Genomic DNA, 17,364 nt, shown 5'->3' with positions numbered 1-17,364 from the left:
GGCGTTACACCGTGATGCTATAGTACAAGTTCCGCTAACCTACCTCTTTTTTATGTCCAAACAATGAAATAATTCCTCAAGATCCCGAATGACGTAGTTCGGTTTATACGTATGTGGCAACGGCTCATCAGCAAGCTGTGGATTTTCCGAGACCGCAAGCCCCTCCAAAACGGGCCTTATGGCTATGTGATCCGCGCGCTGCTTTGGCAATAATTGAAGTAAATTCTCCGGCAGATCCCGATGAATTAAAACCGACACAACACCAAGCTGATTCGCAATCGTGACATCATGGTCTAACCGGTCACCCACATGTGCAACCAATTCACCCTCTGACAATAGGCTGTCGAGCATACGTATGCTTGGTTTCGCATAACCGGTACGCTCCGGCGTCACAATCACATCAAGCCATTCCGTTAATCCGAGCGCCTTCATCACCGGATATTGGTACTTGTAATAACCGTTCGTTACAGCTGCCAGATCATATCCTTCCTCTTTAAGCCGTCGTAATGCAGGAATGACTGTGTCGTCCAATAGATATACCTTAGGCTCTACCGAATGTGCGACCACCAGCGCCTCGATGTCAATCTCTCGTGTTAGCCCCAGCTCCTGAATGAGTTGCCTTACAAGATCATCCCAGTCGTAAGCAGCCACTATTTGCTCATTCCTAAGCATTTGCTGGTGTGCATGAAACAATCGCTTTTTGGCATCACAGCTGTATTTCAATTCTTTGGACAACAAATTCTCGACCTCTGGAAAAACCCAGGCGTCAAACGGATTTTGCATTAATGTACCGTCAAGATCAAACGTAATCCATTTTTTCATCTTAAGTCTACACCGCCCCTGCCATTAAACCCTCGATTATCCATTCTTTATCATATTCCCTGAGCAAGATCAGCATGTCAAGCGAGATCATTCCTTTTTCGGTAGTCTTGAGGCTGTTCTCAACAGATATGGTCTGTTGAATTTTCCAAAGTAAGCTCCCATTTTCCTCCGCGATACTCAACCTTATGAAGTCCTGTGTTCGCTGCTGCTATAAACTTATTCTTATTGCTCCACTCGATGTTTTTTTCAATATGATAAATAATATTGATAACCCCACCGTGAGTTACCACCATTACATTCTCGGTATGGTCTGTGTTTGTCTGATTCTGGCATAAGGTTGTGAATGCTTCTCTAATTCTTCTGAAATTTTCTATGGGACTCTCACCCCCCGGATACCTTTCATCAATTCTTAAACTTGAAAAATATAAACCAGGATATTTCTCATCAGCTAATGCATTTGGCATTCCCGCCAGTAGACCATTATTGGTTTCCCGCCAATCTTCTGAGATGGTGGTCGGCAGATTAAGTTGCTTCGCAATGATCGTAGATGTTTGAAGAGCCCTCTTCAAATCGCTGGTTATGATTCGTTCGATATTAAATCGATCATTATTTTGAAGCAAATACTGTCCCAATCGCTCTGACTGTTGTATTCCTTCTTGAGTGAGCCCCCGGTTACTCCAGCCTCCACGAAATCCAGGTTCATAAGTTACTCATGCAGCGAATTGATTTGTTTTAATCTTTTGATTACGGAATGAACGGTTAATCTATGAAAAGCAATCAGCTGCCCTTTATAAATAACAGAGTAAATACCGTATGGAGTAGGTGACATCTTCATCAATTCATCCCGATTGTTAAAATCGTAAATCTCTGCTTCAATACCAAGATGATTTGCACCTTCTACCACATTGTTGGTAGCGATCTCTACATAAGGGCATTGGAAGGAACGCAAAATGGTTAGCTTATTAAACGGTTTAAGACGTTCTTCCCAATTTGTTGGAAAGTAAGGAGAACTAGAGTCATCAATAAACTGATGAACAAGTAACTCAAAGCCAAATGGTGCTGTGTCAACGATTTTGAAGTTATTTCTAAGAAAGATGTCCTTACTTGGTGTCCAAGAGGTTTCGGAACTGGTCACAACGACAACTCCTTGTTTCCCCAGCTTTTGTGCATCTTCAAGGCATTTATGTATAAGTGTTGTGCCATGTCCTTTTCCTGTGACGCTGACCCATAAGCAATGAATGACTAGATAGTGATCTGCGGACACAACTCTATACGAAGACTCTGCTTCCATGTATTCAATAAAACCTACTTGTTTTTGATTTTCAAACAATTGTACATATTTTAACCCTTCTTCAAATCTGTTCATTAACCATTTATTTTTGTTTGCATATCCTTCGGAATTTCTTTTGCTTCTGAGGCAGTAACTCCCCGTTCCCTCCAGCAGTTCATGATCCAATTCAATCAACTGAACATTTTCCAAGCGACTTCCCTCCCATGATTATTTTCAACTAACACATCATAGCAATCATCAAATACTTCTCCTATATCATGAATCGTATACAGATGAACCCATTATTCCTAGCTCATAGCCTTTAGCGACGGCACCCACCCGCGATTTGACGCCCAGCTTCTGAAGAATCGCCGTTAGATGGTATTCCACCGTCCGTTGGCTGACAGCCAGATCCCGGGCGATCTCCTTATTGCTCATTTCCTGAGCAACTCGAACCAGCACCTCCCGTTCCGCAGGTGTAAGCTTGTCCTGCCCGGAAGCCGTGAATAATCTCTCCGGCACCAGCATATGACCGGACATGCTCTGCCTCACAGCATTTATAATCTGTCCATATGAGGCCTGCTTGGATAAATAGGCGTTTACCCCAAGCTCGTAAGCCTTACGATAGAATTCATCGTAGGTATATCCGGACAGCATAATGATTTTCAGGGAAGAGCCGTACTCCTTCTTTAGTTGCTTTGTCAGTTCGAAGCCGTCCATATAGGGCAAGGAAACGTCCAGCACAAGCACATCTGGTTTAGATAAGCCGATTTGTTCTAGTAAGCGCCGCGGGTCTGCAAAGGTTCCGAGCACGCGAATATCCCCTTCTTGCTCCAGACGGCTTCTCAACGCATCCATCACTAGAGGATGATCGTCAAGCAAAATCACTCTGATACTGTCTTTCATGTTTTTTTCCCTCCCGTTGCTCATGATGCTGGGGCCGTAGCCGCAGCGTAATGAGGGCTCCCTTTCCCAGTTTGGACTGGATGTCCATCTCACCGCCAAGATAACCGATCTGGCTGTTAACGGAGATGAGTCCGAGATGTCCACCGTCTATGGAGGCGATCTGGTCAGGAAAGGCGGTTGCGTCGAAGCCCTTGCCGTCATCGCTTACGACGCAACATATCACCCCATTTGACTCCAAATTTAATCGGACATCAAGCCGACTGGCTTCAGCATGCTTTAGCACATTGTGAACCAGTTCACGGATTATCCGGAACAGATTGGATTTCAAAATCGGGTCAGGTGGAGGTGCTTCTGCAGGCCAATGATAATGAAGCGATACGTTCAGGTCGCCTTTCTCTCCGGCAGTCCGCAGCAGCCATCGCAGGGATTCCTCCAGATCCGCCTTGTCTACAATATGTGGATACAACTCATCACACAACACCCGAATCTCCTGCTGGGAATCATAGACGCATTTCAACCAGGCGGCTACCCTCTTGGAATCCACTCGTCCCTGATCCGCCAGTTCCTCCAGATCCCGCGACAAAAAGATCAGATTTTGTAGCAGGTGGTCATGCAGAGCATAAGAGAGGCGGATACGTTCGGCTTGCTGGGCCTCCAGCAGTAGGCGATTCGTCTGACGGATATCGCTGACATGACGTTCAAAAGCTGCGTTTTGCTCCTTGCTGCGTTGAAATTCCTTGTGGAGTCCTACCAACAGCCTGGTATTGGTCAGCAGCCGGACTGCTTCTACGCAAATTTCGTCAATTAACCCTTTCTCCTCCGCGGAAAACATGGACAAATTGCATTTGGGCCCTATGCACAGATACCCTTTGCCTCCCTTTTCCGTATGACTGGCAATGGAAGCGACATATTCAAAGTCAAAGTTCCTTTCCCAAAAGCTTCGCTCCATCCAGCGCGCGTCTTCTCCGGTTCCGGTGTTCTCATATTTGCCTGTGCCATGTACAACTGGTCGTGTCCCTTCCTCATCCTGCCATATGACACAAATCCCTTCCGCATCCACAATATGGTGCAACGCCTCGCTCATCAGACTGAGAATATCCTGGATATTCCGGGTCTTTGCCACCTGGATGGACAGCTTGAGTTTCTGTTGATCCAACCATTTCCTCCGCCCCTCCGCGCTCCTTTCCGACCGGTAAAGATGTTTCCGGTAAGCCCAGGTTCCGGCTGCAAATCCGCCAAATATAGCCACAACCCAAAGCGGATGTTTTGTTCGATATGCCAGGGAAAACAATAGAAATACGCCTCCGTAGTAGAGCGTATGGATGACCAGACGGGGAAGGTATACCTGCATATCCACCATGCTCCGTTTGTTCAGAACATACAGGAAAATGGCGGACAGCGGTACAAGGCCGCTGAGCGCGTATTCGGGAGCCAGAAAGTACCCGTCTCCCAACAAATCCGGGATCGCATATAAGAGCAGATAGGGCAGAAGGCTGAAGCCCAGCCCGGCAACCAGTACCAGAGCATGGTTCTTCTCTACCGAGTCCAACGACCTCCAATATAATCGGACCATAACCAGGATGAACAGCAACGTCAGCATGAAGACAAGATGCAGCGTCCCTCGAAGCCAGCTGGGAATCTCATTTTGGACCATCGCCCAAAGAGCGTAGCAGGATAACAGTGCACAGAGGAGCCGAAAGACAAACAGAGCCTTTGTCCACATAAGAGGCACAGCACGCAGCACAAACGCGACACAGAAAGAGAGCAATAAATAAGGGAGCCAGATGGAGGATAATGCGAGAAGCAAATTCGACAAAGCCAATTCCGTAGAATATACAGTTAGGATGACCAGCGCCATCACATAATTCATCATGGAGAATCGGCGAACCGTGTGCGAGCCGGGATTTTTGCGGCAAGCCAGCAAGCCAATGGCAAGTAGCAGCGCTTCTAGCAGCATGGCCAACAAGCTTTTCCGTACATCGTCGCTTTCCGTTTCGATCCGCAATTCGTAGACGGAGCCATCACTACGCATGAATGCCGATGTAGTGGCCCTGACCAGAGAAGCCTGCGTCTTGCCAGCAAACCATGTTTCCGCTGGCATGCCGTCAACTATCAATGCACGATCTCCCCCGTCCACTTGCCCTTGTGCCGCTTTGCCCGAAGGGTCCACACTGCTTACCCTCCAGCCTATTTCATCGTGTTCAAGTACCGCTCCGATATAAGGATGCCGAATCGTCTCCAGGTGAATATACACGGCCATAACGAGAAATCCAGCAAGCAGGGCCGCGGCAATCAAGGGAAGCTTCATTTTTAGGGAAGGCATTCGCAGATTCCTCTCTCTTTGAATTGCAAAAAAGGATTATACTCCAACTAAATAGAGCGTTACAGCACCCCATACCGTGTTGATATAGACATGAAACAAAATAGCTCCGTAAAGGTTTTTCCGCAGCTTGACCAGAATTTCACACGGAATGATAACTGCCAGTGGGATAAATGCCCAATTTATCGGCGCTTGCCACATATGATAGAACTGGAACAGCACGCTGAGAATCAGCCAGTCGTAACGAAGTCGGCCGATTTTTTTCAGCAAATATCCACGGAAATATATTTCCTCCCCGATAAAATTCCCAATAAGCCCGATGACCAGCAACGGCCAAGGAAAATCATAATAACCCTGCCGGTAAATATGCCACTCCCCCATATGAAACACAGGCATCTGGTCCAGAAATGTCGATAAAGGCGGAAAAATCCATTTCATATAGGGCAGCGACAGGAGAGTAAACAAGATGGTGATAATCGGTAAAATAACAAGCAGTCCCTTGGTATCCCATTTTCTGAACCCTAGATAAACCAGAGACTGCTTAAAGGTAAGTTTATCCACAAATTTTAGCATGAATAATGGGAAAAGAATATGCCAACCGCTGGCCATAATAGCCAAAACAAGAAATTGTACGTAGTGGCTGGATAGTCCAGTAAGCGACATAAGCAGGGGACGAAGTGGATAAATGAGCAAATAGACCAGCAAACCAGGTAAGACGGCGTAAGACAAATACAGTAGTATCTCCTTGCGGCTTTTCGCCTCATGCTGATGAATAAAGCTCTCATATTCAGGGTCCGATTTCACAAAAAATGCCGCAATTTTACGAGTCCATTCGTTTTTCATAATTAACGCTCCTCAGTCGGGGTAATTTGCACACAAGGAGCATACCAAGGAATCAAAGTCCCGGTATCCGTATCCGGCGCCGAATATGGAGGGAGTCACGCATTGTTTTGACGCGATCACGCAGGATGGGTTGTAAAAGAGCAGGCTGCCTGCCGCGGCGCCTGCTCTTTTTTTGTACTTGATTCAACTGCAGTTCACCGATCTATAGCAATCGACTCTTCACAAGATCAGGTGAACCAAGCTACGCATTCTTTTTAGCAATCAATGTAAAGGTATCATTTTCGCAATGGGGACATCCTTGATTTTTCAAATCCTCGATCGTATGAAATTCGCCCTGAATACCAACAAGCAGAGATCCGTGGCACTGCTTACACTGGTATGTGCGTAATGTTCGCTTTACCTCACCTGTATAGAGCGCATCCTCAAAAGAGCATGTAACAATGGGTTCTGTCAACTCCGTCGTCTTGAGAATGATCATTTGTCCACTATTGCCAATCATCTGTGCTCCTTCATACTTGTTGAAATGCGGAATAATCTCTCGTAGTGACAAGCCCATACGTACAAGCTCCCGCAGTATTGCCAGATTATAGTCAGGGGATTTATGTGCGTATGACAAAAAAATCGGCAATCCCTTTTCTTTCTTCAACGCGCTTATCCCGCGAGAAACGAACAACGTCATACCTTGCAGCGTATAAGGCGGATCCGTGAAAAAGCAATCGTATTGTCCACATAATTTCTTTGGAAGTGGCTGGCGCAAATCCAGACTGCGGCATATCACCTCTATTCCCTCCTGCTCAGCTGTGTTACGGATATACTGTAAAAATCGCTCATCAACATCGACGACGGTTATCAAAGCTCTTTGATTCCTTATGTTCGGAAATAATTTTTTGATTAGAAAACCAAGCGATATACTGACCAGGTCGTCATCACCAACACATATGATTTTCTTTCCGATCAGCGCATGCTCCCTCAAGCACAGAATGGCCCGACGCATGCTCGTTTCCACTGTACATTTGGACTGATCAATTTGCACATTAACTTGCGGCCGTTGTTGAAATATGTCCGTGAGTAATTGTAACAAATCCGAAAGTTCAGCCTTCCAATCGAAATCATTGGCCATAAGCTTCTGATATAAGGCTTTGTCTAATCCACCATATCCCAACTCATCTTCAATAAATGTAACGCCTTCGGGCGTACAACGAACCCCGCTATCCTGTGTAAGAGCACCTGCCTTAATGAGCTCCTTTTTGATCGCTGTAGCAACTGGAACAGGTAGAAACGTCTTTTTGGCAAGTTCTTTTGTAGAAATTCCAGGATGTATATAACACTCCACTAACAGCTGCTCAATGACCCTCGATCCCTCTTGAAGATGTACATTTGCATTTGCTTCCGCGATATAATTTTTCATGGTAATCCCTCTCTTATCATCGATTTTGTTATGCTTCTGTTACCTTAGAAAAGAACACACGCCATCCAAGCAGTTAAACGTTCATTGTTATGCCAAATAAAAAAAGGGACAGAAAATGAACGTATAGTCCATCTTCTGTCCCTTTTGGGGATTGGCTGACTGCTCCATCGACTTTTGTCAAAATGACAAAAACGATGAACAAAACCTGTTTTTTACATTATTGCAAAAAACAAAGCCGTGCTTAAGAGCACGGCTGATTGCAGTCGATTGTATATGGATGGCCGTAGTGTTCTTAACTAATTTCGATTCATCCATTGGTTTCCATAACAAATATACCACTCTAAAAGTGGATTTTTGCTAAAATAAACGGATGAATCATATGAAATTTGGTTAGTTAAGAACAAACGCCGACATCAAGACAACTCCTATTTTTTAAGTTATAACCGATTATAAATGGAAATGATTAGACAATCAAGTGCAATCGAAGCGTATATCATTTTCTACTCCTTTTAGACTAGAAAACATTGTACATAAAAATAACATCTTTTTTCACTTCGAACCCATGCTTCTTATAAAACTTCTCAGCAGGAAGATCCCTTTCTGTAAGCAGCACAATACAATGAATATTTCTGGATGCCAACTCTGTTTTAATGTCATTCATCAGCTGCGAACCCACCCCGCTATGCTGTAGATCGGTATCAATAAAATATTCATGAATGTGGTACTCTTCCCCCGCATACCAGCTCTTGGTATGCCCAAAACTCGCACCTATGATTTTATCATTCTGCTCGATAACAAACCCGATAAATACAGGATTATTTATAAATTCCAGAAGATATTTTTGTACGTGCTGGATTGATTCCCATTGATCATTCCATGGTTCGCCGTTAAAAACCTTTAAAAATAGGTGTGAACATTGTTCAAGGTCTGATGTGACCATTAATCTTGTTTTCAATTGTATACTCACTCTTCTCTAGTTTAATCACTATTTTCATAAATTTGGTACATCAACATTTCCTCATCCATTGTTCTTGCTATCTGATGAGCTTCATTAACGCTTTTCTTATTTTGAATAACTTCATAGAAAAAGCGATAAACATACATAAGAGCAGCATTCCCGTCCGGATAATCATCCGGTCCGATATAGGTTTTGCACCCACGATCCAGGAATGCTTGCGCGAGCGTAGGAGCACCTAACATGCATCCATTGCCAATAACGATTTTTCCATCCAGTTTCGCAAAGGTTCTAACATCTTCTGGGCCGAAATTCCCCCGTGGCTCATCTGCCTCATAGACGTCCTCACCAAGTTCCGGCATGATAAATCCATCTTCATCTCCGTGAAAATTTAAAACGATCATATCGGTATCCGGATACAGGTCATTACCAGACAATACATCTGTGAAGTCACTCGGTCTGCCGATCCAATATGTAAATACTCTTACACCAAAATACTCAAATGTATTGCGCATAGCCTGGGATTCCAGGTCGCAATCAGGACCAACAACCAATGCCACATTCATTTCAGGTTTGCTCATACTTTTCCTCCTGGTGATATTCTCAACATTTAAAACTCAAACGCCCTCACACTAATTCATCTAACCCCGGATTCTACTTCTAAAATCTGAGTTCTAACCCGATCTCATCACCAAAGGTTTCTCCGTTCGGTGTAAACCCTAAGCTCAAGTAAAACCCCAATGGGCTTCCTTCTCCTTCCCCACAACTTGCAACGACTTCATGGATTCCTTGTCCTTTTAAGTGTTCAATCAGTAATCCAATCGCCTGCTTTCCGTATCCTTTCCCTTGATGGGGCCCCGCGATCATAAAACGCCATAAATAGACTCCATCGACATCTATCTCATCATCAGATCCCTGGTGCAGCATGATAAAGCCGATCGGATCATCATCAGCATAGATGGCTCTGAACCATGCATTCTTAGAGAAATGAGCTTGAGCAATAGAAACCGCATTATCAGCAACCATTATTCGTTGAACCTCTGTAAGGGTGTTGCTTAATTGACAAATTTCAAGAACGGTATTTTCATCAATTTTTCGAAAATGAACATCTGGCATTGCTACCACTCCTTATCGTAATCAGATATTTCTCTTACATCTGCGGTGTTAAGCCGCAAACTTGCTTTGAAACAGGGAATCTTTCATGAGAGGATTCGAGTGCGTCAGCCAAGGTAACACGAGCCCGGTGAAGTCGGGATTTCACTGTACCTTGCAGGCTACCATTCCTTTACGCAAAGTAACGAGAGTTGGTTTCCAATATTTACGAACTCCTCCTTCTTCAAGCAAAAAAGACTCCCTGGGCAAGGGAGTCTTCACTAGAGCTCATCAGTTCATTTTAAAAAATGTGAACTTGAATCAGGCAACTTCACTCACGACAAGCCCGGATCCGCTGCGAGGTCATACCCATGGATTTATAATGCCGTACGTTTTAAGTTTCTTTTCAGACTTATCAAGAAGATTGTGGAAAATATTTTGGTATTTTATAAAAAACATCAATCTCTTTTTGAGATCAATCCGGTTATGTGTTATGATAAATTGAGAAAGGTTGGATTGAAAGGAGGTGGGACGAAATGGAGCGAATTTACAACGTTTTACGAAATATTACAATGTTTGGAATCATGTTTTTGACTGCGTTTGTGCTGTACTTCCCGGTTCAGGATCAATACGTGAGCGAGAACATTCAAGGTCGGTCTGTACACGAAACATATACGCATGTGAAGGCATCCGCTGTTCACAAGACTGCCCCTTCTTCATCCAAGCTGATTGCTGCGGGTAAAATTTTTATTGTCTTGTTTTGTTTTACAAGCCTTCTTATACTCCGTGTCCCTAGACCTCGACTACCTTACTTGCCGGTCATCCTTTTACGACTCCGCCTTTTAATTTTATCCCCCATAAAATTCACCTCTACGTTTGTGTGATTTCTTTATCCTCAGCGCGGTTTATACCTCGCGTTCTATTTACTTTTCTTTTACCCTTTATGAGTTTCGTTATTTTTTCAATTTAACAATTTCTTCTTAAAAAAGGCCGAATACAGCAGGCTTATTTGAGTTCGCCGTTTTATTGACCAAAAAAGTGTATCTTTAGGAGGATTTAATCCATGTATGTACGTGAAAGTGATCTGCCGGGTATCGGAAAAAAGTATGTAGTTGAAACCCGTGGGGGAGATAAAGCTGTGATCATCCTGCATGATGATGGCCGACGTGAAATATACCATTTTAATTACGACGAGCCTGACGAAAGCATCTCCATGATATCAATGGATGATGATGAGGCACGGCAGCTTGCCGCCATCGTGGGCGGTCTAACTTATAAACCTAAAGCGCTTGAGACCATCGACATGGCTCTGGATGAGCTGATTATAGAATGGTACCGGATCGAACCCCATTACTATGGAGTTGGAAAATCCATCGGAGAACTTGGCGTGCGCCAGGCATCGGGAGCGACAATCATCGCGATTGTGGAAAAAAATCAGGGGAAACAGATTAACCCCGGTCCTGAAGTAGTCATCAAAGCTGACTCCACACTCGTTGTTGTTGGCGAACGTCAACAGCAGCGCTTGTTTAAACAAATTTTGCTGAATGGAAGTGGTTGAATAGATGAATCATCTTGTATTCGAAGTAGGACTGGCAATTGCTTTAATCGCTTTATCGGGGTTGATTTCTTCCAAACTCCGTTTTTCCGTCATCCCCTTCTATATTCTTATCGGGATGGCGGTTGGACCTCATGCTATGCAGTGGTGGCATTTTGATTTTCGATTTATCGAAAGCGCCCCGCTGATCGAATTTATGGGACGAATTGGCGTGCTGTTCCTTCTGTTCTATCTCGGTCTGGAGTTTTCTGTCGGTCGCCTTATTAAATCCGGTCGCTCCATTGCCGTTGGTGGTAGCATTTATATCGGTATCAACTTTACACTTGGCCTCCTGATCGGTTTTATGTCTGGCTTTCCATTGGCTGAAACGCTTATCATTGCCGGTATAACAACCATTTCGTCCAGTGCGATTGTAGCCAAAGTGCTTGTCGATCTTAAACGGACTGCGAATTCGGAAACCGAAATGATACTTGGTATTATTATGTTTGAAGATGTATTCCTTGCCGTATATATTTCCATTCTCTCAGGTCTTGTATTAAGCGGATCTTCCTCGCTTGGAGGCGTGCTGTTATCAGCCGTGATCGCACTCGGCTTCATGCTGCTAGTGCTTATCATTGGACGCAAGGCAGTTCCTTTGCTGAATCGCCTGCTGAACATTCGTTCCAACGAATTGTTCTCACTCGTCGTATTCGCGTCACTGTTTCTACTGGCAGGTTTCTCTGAAACTATTCATGTGGCCGAAGCCATTGGAGCACTCCTTCTGGGACTGGTGCTGGCTGAAACCGATCATAGAGAACGAATTGAGCACCTCATCCTGCCTTTCCGCGATTTCTTTGGGGCGATTTTCTTCTTCAGCTTCGGATTAACGATTAATCCAATGGAGCTTGGCGGTGCTGTGTGGCTGTCACTCGCTGCAGTAGTCGTAACATTGATTGGTAATTACGCAGCAGGTATGCTCGCAGGACGAAGTGCAGGTTTATCTTCCAAAGCCTCTAACAACATTGGTTTGACGATCGTGTCGCGCGGAGAATTCTCGATAATATTAGCTAATCTGGGTAAAGCCGGTGGTCTGATGACCATCATTCAACCGTTCGCGGCATTGTATGTGTTAATACTTGCTATACTTGGACCTCTTCTAACAAAAGAATCCAAGCATGTCTACAAACTGCTGAATCGGGTGTTCAAGTTTAAGGATGCGCAGAAAAAGAAGCCTGATTCTATGGTTTTACATGAGGATGGTTCGGTTTAATCACTTTCCCACTTCATCATAAGCATGTAGAAATGATGGTGTAATGGGGTGATTTAACCCGGGACATCGTCTCTCGTTTCCATCGTCTCCATTTCTGTCAGAAAGGAGGAGTCGGTTAACCTAATGTCAAACCAACCGTTTCTTGCTCCAGACGGTACACATGGCGATTCACATGTTGTTTCACGCCGCAAGCGGTTATTTATGATTATCATCGGAAGCATGATCGCTTCCTTTGGTCTGGATATGTTTCTTGTCCCGAACGGCTTCATCGCCGGAGGCCTTACAGGGATATCAGCCTTGGCCTATCAAGTAACCGGCCTGCAGACGGGTATGTTTCTTTTTCTGTTCAACCTGCCCTTAGTCATCTTCTTGTTCCTCCAAGCTAACCGGGATCTGGCCCTCAGGGCTGCTGCAGGACTTACCGTGTTCTCGATCTGTTCCCTTCTACTCCACCCGCTGCCGCCGCTCATCGAAGGCGGAGCGGCGGCAGCGGGGCTTGGCGGAATCTTTCTTGGCCTTGGCATTGGTATCGGTATCAAGCATGGGGCTGTACTGGATATGTTGTTGCACATGCCCAAAATACCGCCACCCATTATGGCGATAATCAACAGCATGCGCCTCTCAGGCGCAGGTATCGTCATCAATGTTCTTATCCTGTCCCTGGCCGGTTTGCTGCTCGGTTTAGAACAGGCTATGTACTCTGCTATCGCCTGCTTGATGGCCCTTGAGGCTGCCCGATTAACGACTTCCGGTTATTCTCTGAAGCGAGAAGTTACCATTCATAGTTCTCACACTCAGGAAATCCGAAACTGTATGGAGATGTTGCTCGGCAGAAAGCCCCTGCCTCTTCATATGACAGAAGGTGTAGACATACATCCCGATCAACAACACGATCAGCTGCTTTATCAGATCCATCTGATGGAACTGACCAGGCTGAAATCGCTTGTACGAACAATAGACCCGGAAGCTTCTATCTCCGTGTCACCATACCGGCGTAAATGATAGAAAGGAGCTACCCCATAAGTCATCGGAATGACTGAGGGGCGGCTCCTCTTCTTGTTTGTTGGAAGTTTTTCTTTCTAGTAAATTCTAACGAAATAATAGTCATATTTTTATCCTCAATTCCATAATCTATGAATATAGTAGAAGATTCAGAGACAGCTGGCTCCAATTTCATCACAAGAACACCTTCCCGCACCCATGTCCTTTTTCGAACAAATTTATGATTTTATGCATTTTCAAGAATGGTCAGGTTTATGGGGTTTGAGGCGTATCAGAAACTTTCGTGGAATAAATATGCGTTGGTACAATATCCGGATAATCTGTAATTATTCCATCAACCCCTGCCTGCAGAAGCGGCGGAATTTCCAGCAAATGATGTACGTCCCAGACGAACACCTTCATACCTGCATTATGAATTTTTCGGATATTATCTTCATTTACGGCAGCAATCGAAGGGTTCACGTAATTGGCAAAAGGGACAAACTCCTGTATTCGTTCATCCGTCAGCTCCAATGGATTGGATACCAACACAGCGAGAGGAATGTCCGTTAGAATCTTGTGAAACCGCTGGAGTGAAGCGATGTGAAAAGACTGTACAATAAGTTCAGGATGCTTTCCAGAGAATTTATCCAGTCCGTGCTTTCGTATAAGATCCGCTGTCTTTTGTTCAATGCCTGGATTGATTGCAGGTGACTTCATCTCGATCAAAAGCGGAATTTTTCCGCCAAATCTCCTCAGTATCTCGTCCAACGTAGGTATCCTTTGTCCCTTAAACCTGAAGTCATACCAAGAACCCGCGTCCAGCTTCTGAAGCTGATTCAACGTCATATTGTGTACCTTGCCCTTACCAGTACTTGTTCGGTTCACTTTAGTATCATGAATAACGACCACATGACCGTCGCTGCTCAGCTGCACATCCAGCTCAATCATATCGGCCCCCATGTTGCATGCATGTTCGAATGCGGCGATCGTGTTTTCCGGTGCATAGCCAGACGTTCCCCGGTGGGCGATTCGGAGTACATCACTATGGCGTTCCATCAACCATGTATTAGGCATATTTTTTTCCAAGGATACGTATGCACTACAGACAGTTAGACTTAAGCTGACCACTGCCACAATGACAGACCATGATCCTATCTTCAATGATGTTCATCCTTCCGTCAGGAATAGCCCCTAGGTCCTTTGTTAGTCAGCTATAGCTTTCCCGAAGCCAGGCATTCCATGAGAGCTTATGTCATCCACCAACAACAAAATTATACAAAGGTCAGTCGATAAGCAGTTTATCCGTAATCAGATAATTCCCTGAATACATATTAAATATATGTATATTATGTTCATTTTGTATCTAATGACTTGCAATATGAACGTAAATGGAGTAATTTGTACTTATATGAACGTCACTTGTTCATGACTACATGGTTGAAGGAGATAATACAATATGGAAAGACGTTACGCTTCACATCCTAATGAGGTCAAACAATTCGACACTGACCGACTCCGCAAGGAATTTCATATCCCTACTCTATTTACCCCAGACAAGCTGGAACTAGTTCTCTCACACGAGGATCGTCTCATTGTTGGTGGTGCCAATCCTGTAAATGAAGAAGTTAAGCTCGAAACAGATCTTAAAGAATTAGGTGTTTCCTACTTTCTGGAGCGCCGTGAGCTTGGAATTATCAACGTAGGTGGACAAGGATCTGTTGTTGTGGACGGAACGGAATATAAGCTGGATAATAAGGAATGCCTGTATGTTAGCATGGGCACCAAAGAAGTTATTTTTAAAAGCACTGATGCCAAGCAACCGGCCAAATTTTATTTAAACTCTGCACCAGCCCATAAAGAATTTCCTACTGCAAAAGCTACACTTGAAGAAGTTGATTCCAGTGCGCTTGGCGATATCAAAAATTCAAACGACCGCGTCATTTACCGTTTCATTCATCAGAATGGCATCCAAAGCGCACAGCTTGTAATGGGAATGACCTTGCTCAAAACAGGAAACATGTGGAACACAATGCCAGCTCACACTCATCCACGCCGTATGGAGGCGTATTTGTACTTTGATCTGCCGGAAGATGCTGTTGTATTCCATCTGATGGGTGAACCATCAGAAACTCGCCACATCGTCATGAGAAATGAGCAAGCGGTTATTTCACCGAGCTGGTCTATCCATAGCGGCGTCGGAACTAGCAATTATACATTTATTTGGGGAATGGCTGGCGATAACAAAAAGTATGATGATATGGACCCAGTCTCCATGAAAGAATTAAAATAAGAGTAATCCTCAAACGGAAGAGTTGAAAATGAAATGAACCCTATAAGACGATACGAAAACATAATGGAGCTGCTGCTGACCCATAAGGAAGTCACGGTGGCGGAACTAAGCGAGAAGCTGCAGGTTACCGGGAAGACGATTCGAGAGGATCTGACGAAGCTGGAGGAACAAGGGCTGATTGTCCGGATTCATGGCGGAGCGATGCTTGCCCAAAAAGATCAATTCGGCATACTTCCATCAAAAGAACCGCTGACCAAACACGCAGATGAGAAAAGCGAGATTGCCGAATTGGCACTGCTTCATATACAGCCTGATGATATCATTGCTCTCGATGGCGGTAGCACGACGCTTGAAATTGCACGCAAGCTGGCCAATGAACCATTGACGGTAATCACCAACGATGTTTATATCATCAGCGAGTTGGCGCCCAAAAATAATATCCGCCTCGTCGTTCCCGGTGGTTACCGTGTTCGAAACATGCTTGCCGGACCCGAGTCGGTAGATTATGTAAAGCAGTTAAATATTCAGAAAGCTTTCGTATCGGCCACAGGGGTGCATTTGGAACATGGCCTTTCCATATATACAGGAGATTTGATCGATTTCAAAAAAGCGTTGGTCAGTACTTCGCGAGAGGTGTTTGCAGTGGCGCATCATCAAAAGTTCGGACAAACGGCGCTACGTACTTTTGCCGCATTAGATGAATTAACATCGATTATTACGGATCAGGGACTTCCGGCCGAAACAGCCGGGCTGTTCCGCAATGCCGGCATCTCCATTGAAATGCCAAACTAATGCTTAAAACACAAAACCTTACACTGTTTAATAAAAAGGAGTGTTTCCCATCATGAACAGTTTTGACTTAACAGGCAAAACCGCATTGGTTACCGGAGCTGCCCGCGGGCTTGGTCAAGGTATTGCCACTGCTCTTGCCGCTGCAGGTGCAGATGTTGTTGCCGTATCCTACAGTTCGAGTGAAGAAACCTTACAAATCGTCCGGTCACATGGCAGACAAGGTGATGATATTGTAGTTGACCTGAGTGATCATTCCAAGCTTCAGGAAACTTTTGATCAGGCACTTAAGCTTACAGGACATATTGATATTCTCGTTAATAACGCTGGCATCATTCGCCGGACACCGGCAAAAGATCATAGCGCCCAGGATTGGTTCGATGTTATTGACCTCAATCTAAACAGCGTATTTCTGCTGTCACAAATCGTCGGAAACCATATGATTGCCCGAGGCAGTGGAAAGATTATTAATATTTGCTCGATGTTATCTTATCAAGGTGGAATCAATGTACCGGGGTATACTGCAAGTAAACACGGGGTTGCAGGTCTTACTAAAGCATTTGCTAACGAGTGGGCTGCAAGCGGTGTTCAAGTTAACGGTATCGCTCCAGGTTACATCGAAACCGAAAACACAGCGCCTATACGCCAAGATCCGGAACGGACACAGTCGATAACAGACCGTATTCCGGCTGGTAGATGGGGTACACCGAAGGATATCGGAGGTCCTGCTGTCTTCCTGGCTTCTTCCGCATCCGATTACATAAACGGTCACGTCCTATGTGTCGATGGTGGCTGGATGGCCAGATAACCATTTCGGAAACCAGCATCCTTATATTTAAATAGCAATCATCATAATTCTTTAAAAATCCATCATCAATTAT

At 44.7% G+C, this 17,364-nt stretch carries 18 protein-coding genes; 7 read left to right on the top strand and 11 right to left on the bottom strand.

The features are described 5' to 3' along the window. Positions 1–39 precede the first annotated feature (39 nt). The 10 genes from MNQ98_RS08020 to MNQ98_RS07975 all read right to left on the bottom strand — a co-directional run bounded on the left by MNQ98_RS08020 (position 40) and on the right by MNQ98_RS07975 (position 9,640). Positions 40–822, bottom strand: a complete 783-nt coding sequence (locus tag MNQ98_RS08020) for an HAD family hydrolase (RefSeq protein ID WP_241932706.1) — start codon at positions 820–822, stop codon at positions 40–42. A gap of 119 nt (positions 823–941) precedes the next feature. Then, positions 942–1,454 (bottom strand): histidine phosphatase family protein, encoded by a 513-nt coding sequence (locus MNQ98_RS08015; RefSeq protein ID WP_241932705.1) that lies wholly within the window; start codon positions 1,452–1,454, stop codon positions 942–944. A gap of 74 nt (positions 1,455–1,528) precedes the next feature. Beyond that, positions 1,529–2,302, bottom strand: coding sequence for a GNAT family N-acetyltransferase (locus MNQ98_RS08010; protein ID WP_241932704.1), 774 nt, complete (start codon positions 2,300–2,302; stop codon positions 1,529–1,531). 66 nt (positions 2,303–2,368) lie between these two features. Next, the gene (locus MNQ98_RS08005) at positions 2,369–2,998 is read right to left on the bottom strand and encodes a response regulator transcription factor (protein WP_241932703.1); all 630 of its coding nucleotides are present in this window, start codon (positions 2,996–2,998) and stop codon (positions 2,369–2,371) included. Then, the gene (locus MNQ98_RS08000) at positions 2,967–5,321 is read right to left on the bottom strand and encodes a sensor histidine kinase (protein ID WP_241932702.1); all 2,355 of its coding nucleotides are present in this window, start codon (positions 5,319–5,321) and stop codon (positions 2,967–2,969) included. Before MNQ98_RS08000 ends, MNQ98_RS08005 begins: the two co-directional genes overlap by 32 nt. Before the next feature lie 36 nt (positions 5,322–5,357). Beyond that, a complete protein-coding gene (locus tag MNQ98_RS07995) occupies positions 5,358–6,161 on the bottom strand; it encodes a CPBP family intramembrane glutamic endopeptidase (RefSeq protein WP_241932701.1) in 804 nt (267 codons plus the stop codon). Positions 6,162–6,402: 241 nt separating this feature from the next. After that, the gene (locus MNQ98_RS07990; RefSeq protein ID WP_241932700.1) at positions 6,403–7,569 is read right to left on the bottom strand and encodes a bis-aminopropyl spermidine synthase family protein; all 1,167 of its coding nucleotides are present in this window, start codon (positions 7,567–7,569) and stop codon (positions 6,403–6,405) included. Between the two features lie 514 nt (positions 7,570–8,083). After that, positions 8,084–8,524 (bottom strand): GNAT family N-acetyltransferase, encoded by a 441-nt coding sequence (locus tag MNQ98_RS07985; protein ID WP_241932699.1) that lies wholly within the window; start codon positions 8,522–8,524, stop codon positions 8,084–8,086. A gap of 23 nt (positions 8,525–8,547) precedes the next feature. Beyond that, entirely contained in the window at positions 8,548–9,105 is a 558-nt protein-coding gene (locus MNQ98_RS07980; RefSeq protein ID WP_241932698.1) for a delta-aminolevulinic acid dehydratase, read from the bottom strand. 79 nt (positions 9,106–9,184) lie between these two features. Continuing rightward, positions 9,185–9,640: a GNAT family N-acetyltransferase gene (locus tag MNQ98_RS07975; protein WP_241932697.1), complete on the bottom strand. Its 456-nt coding sequence runs from the start codon at positions 9,638–9,640 to the stop codon at positions 9,185–9,187. Positions 9,641–10,152: 512 nt separating this feature from the next. Between MNQ98_RS07975 and MNQ98_RS07970 the strand changes: the two genes are divergently transcribed. The 4 genes from MNQ98_RS07970 (at position 10,153) to MNQ98_RS07955 (ending at position 13,422) form a co-directional block, all read left to right on the top strand. Then, positions 10,153–10,500 carry a hypothetical protein gene (locus MNQ98_RS07970; protein WP_241932696.1) on the top strand — a complete coding sequence of 116 codons (348 nt, stop codon included), beginning with the start codon at positions 10,153–10,155 and terminating at the stop codon, positions 10,498–10,500. Positions 10,501–10,679: 179 nt separating this feature from the next. Further along, positions 10,680–11,174 (top strand): cation:proton antiporter regulatory subunit, encoded by a 495-nt coding sequence (locus tag MNQ98_RS07965; RefSeq protein WP_241932695.1) that lies wholly within the window; start codon positions 10,680–10,682, stop codon positions 11,172–11,174. 4 nt (positions 11,175–11,178) lie between these two features. Beyond that, on the top strand, positions 11,179–12,420 hold the full coding sequence (locus MNQ98_RS07960) for a cation:proton antiporter (protein WP_241932694.1): 1,242 nt from the start codon (positions 11,179–11,181) through the stop codon (positions 12,418–12,420). Between the two features lie 123 nt (positions 12,421–12,543). Further along, positions 12,544–13,422: a YitT family protein gene (locus tag MNQ98_RS07955; RefSeq protein ID WP_241932693.1), complete on the top strand. Its 879-nt coding sequence runs from the start codon at positions 12,544–12,546 to the stop codon at positions 13,420–13,422. 252 nt (positions 13,423–13,674) lie between these two features. Here the strand turns inward: MNQ98_RS07955 and MNQ98_RS07950 are convergent, their stop codons facing one another. Next, the gene (locus MNQ98_RS07950) at positions 13,675–14,565 is read right to left on the bottom strand and encodes a glycerophosphodiester phosphodiesterase (protein WP_241932692.1); all 891 of its coding nucleotides are present in this window, start codon (positions 14,563–14,565) and stop codon (positions 13,675–13,677) included. 295 nt (positions 14,566–14,860) lie between these two features. Between MNQ98_RS07950 and kduI the strand changes: the two genes are divergently transcribed. From kduI to kduD, 3 genes are read left to right on the top strand one after another with little or no spacing between them, the layout of a single operon-like run. Then, positions 14,861–15,694, top strand: a complete 834-nt coding sequence (kduI, locus tag MNQ98_RS07945) for a 5-dehydro-4-deoxy-D-glucuronate isomerase (RefSeq protein ID WP_241932691.1) — start codon at positions 14,861–14,863, stop codon at positions 15,692–15,694. Between the two features lie 33 nt (positions 15,695–15,727). Next, positions 15,728–16,486: a DeoR/GlpR family DNA-binding transcription regulator gene (locus MNQ98_RS07940; RefSeq protein WP_241932690.1), complete on the top strand. Its 759-nt coding sequence runs from the start codon at positions 15,728–15,730 to the stop codon at positions 16,484–16,486. A 52-nt stretch (positions 16,487–16,538) separates the two neighbouring features. Then, a complete protein-coding gene (kduD, locus tag MNQ98_RS07935; RefSeq protein ID WP_277883732.1) occupies positions 16,539–17,291 on the top strand; it encodes a 2-dehydro-3-deoxy-D-gluconate 5-dehydrogenase KduD in 753 nt (250 codons plus the stop codon). Positions 17,292–17,364: the final 73 nt, after the last annotated feature.

This window comes from Paenibacillus sp. N3/727 (genome assembly GCF_022637315.1).
Classification (GTDB): Bacteria; Bacillota; Bacilli; order Paenibacillales; family Paenibacillaceae; genus Paenibacillus_AQ; species Paenibacillus_AQ uliginis.
This window is presented reverse-complemented; position numbering and strand designations above follow the sequence as displayed.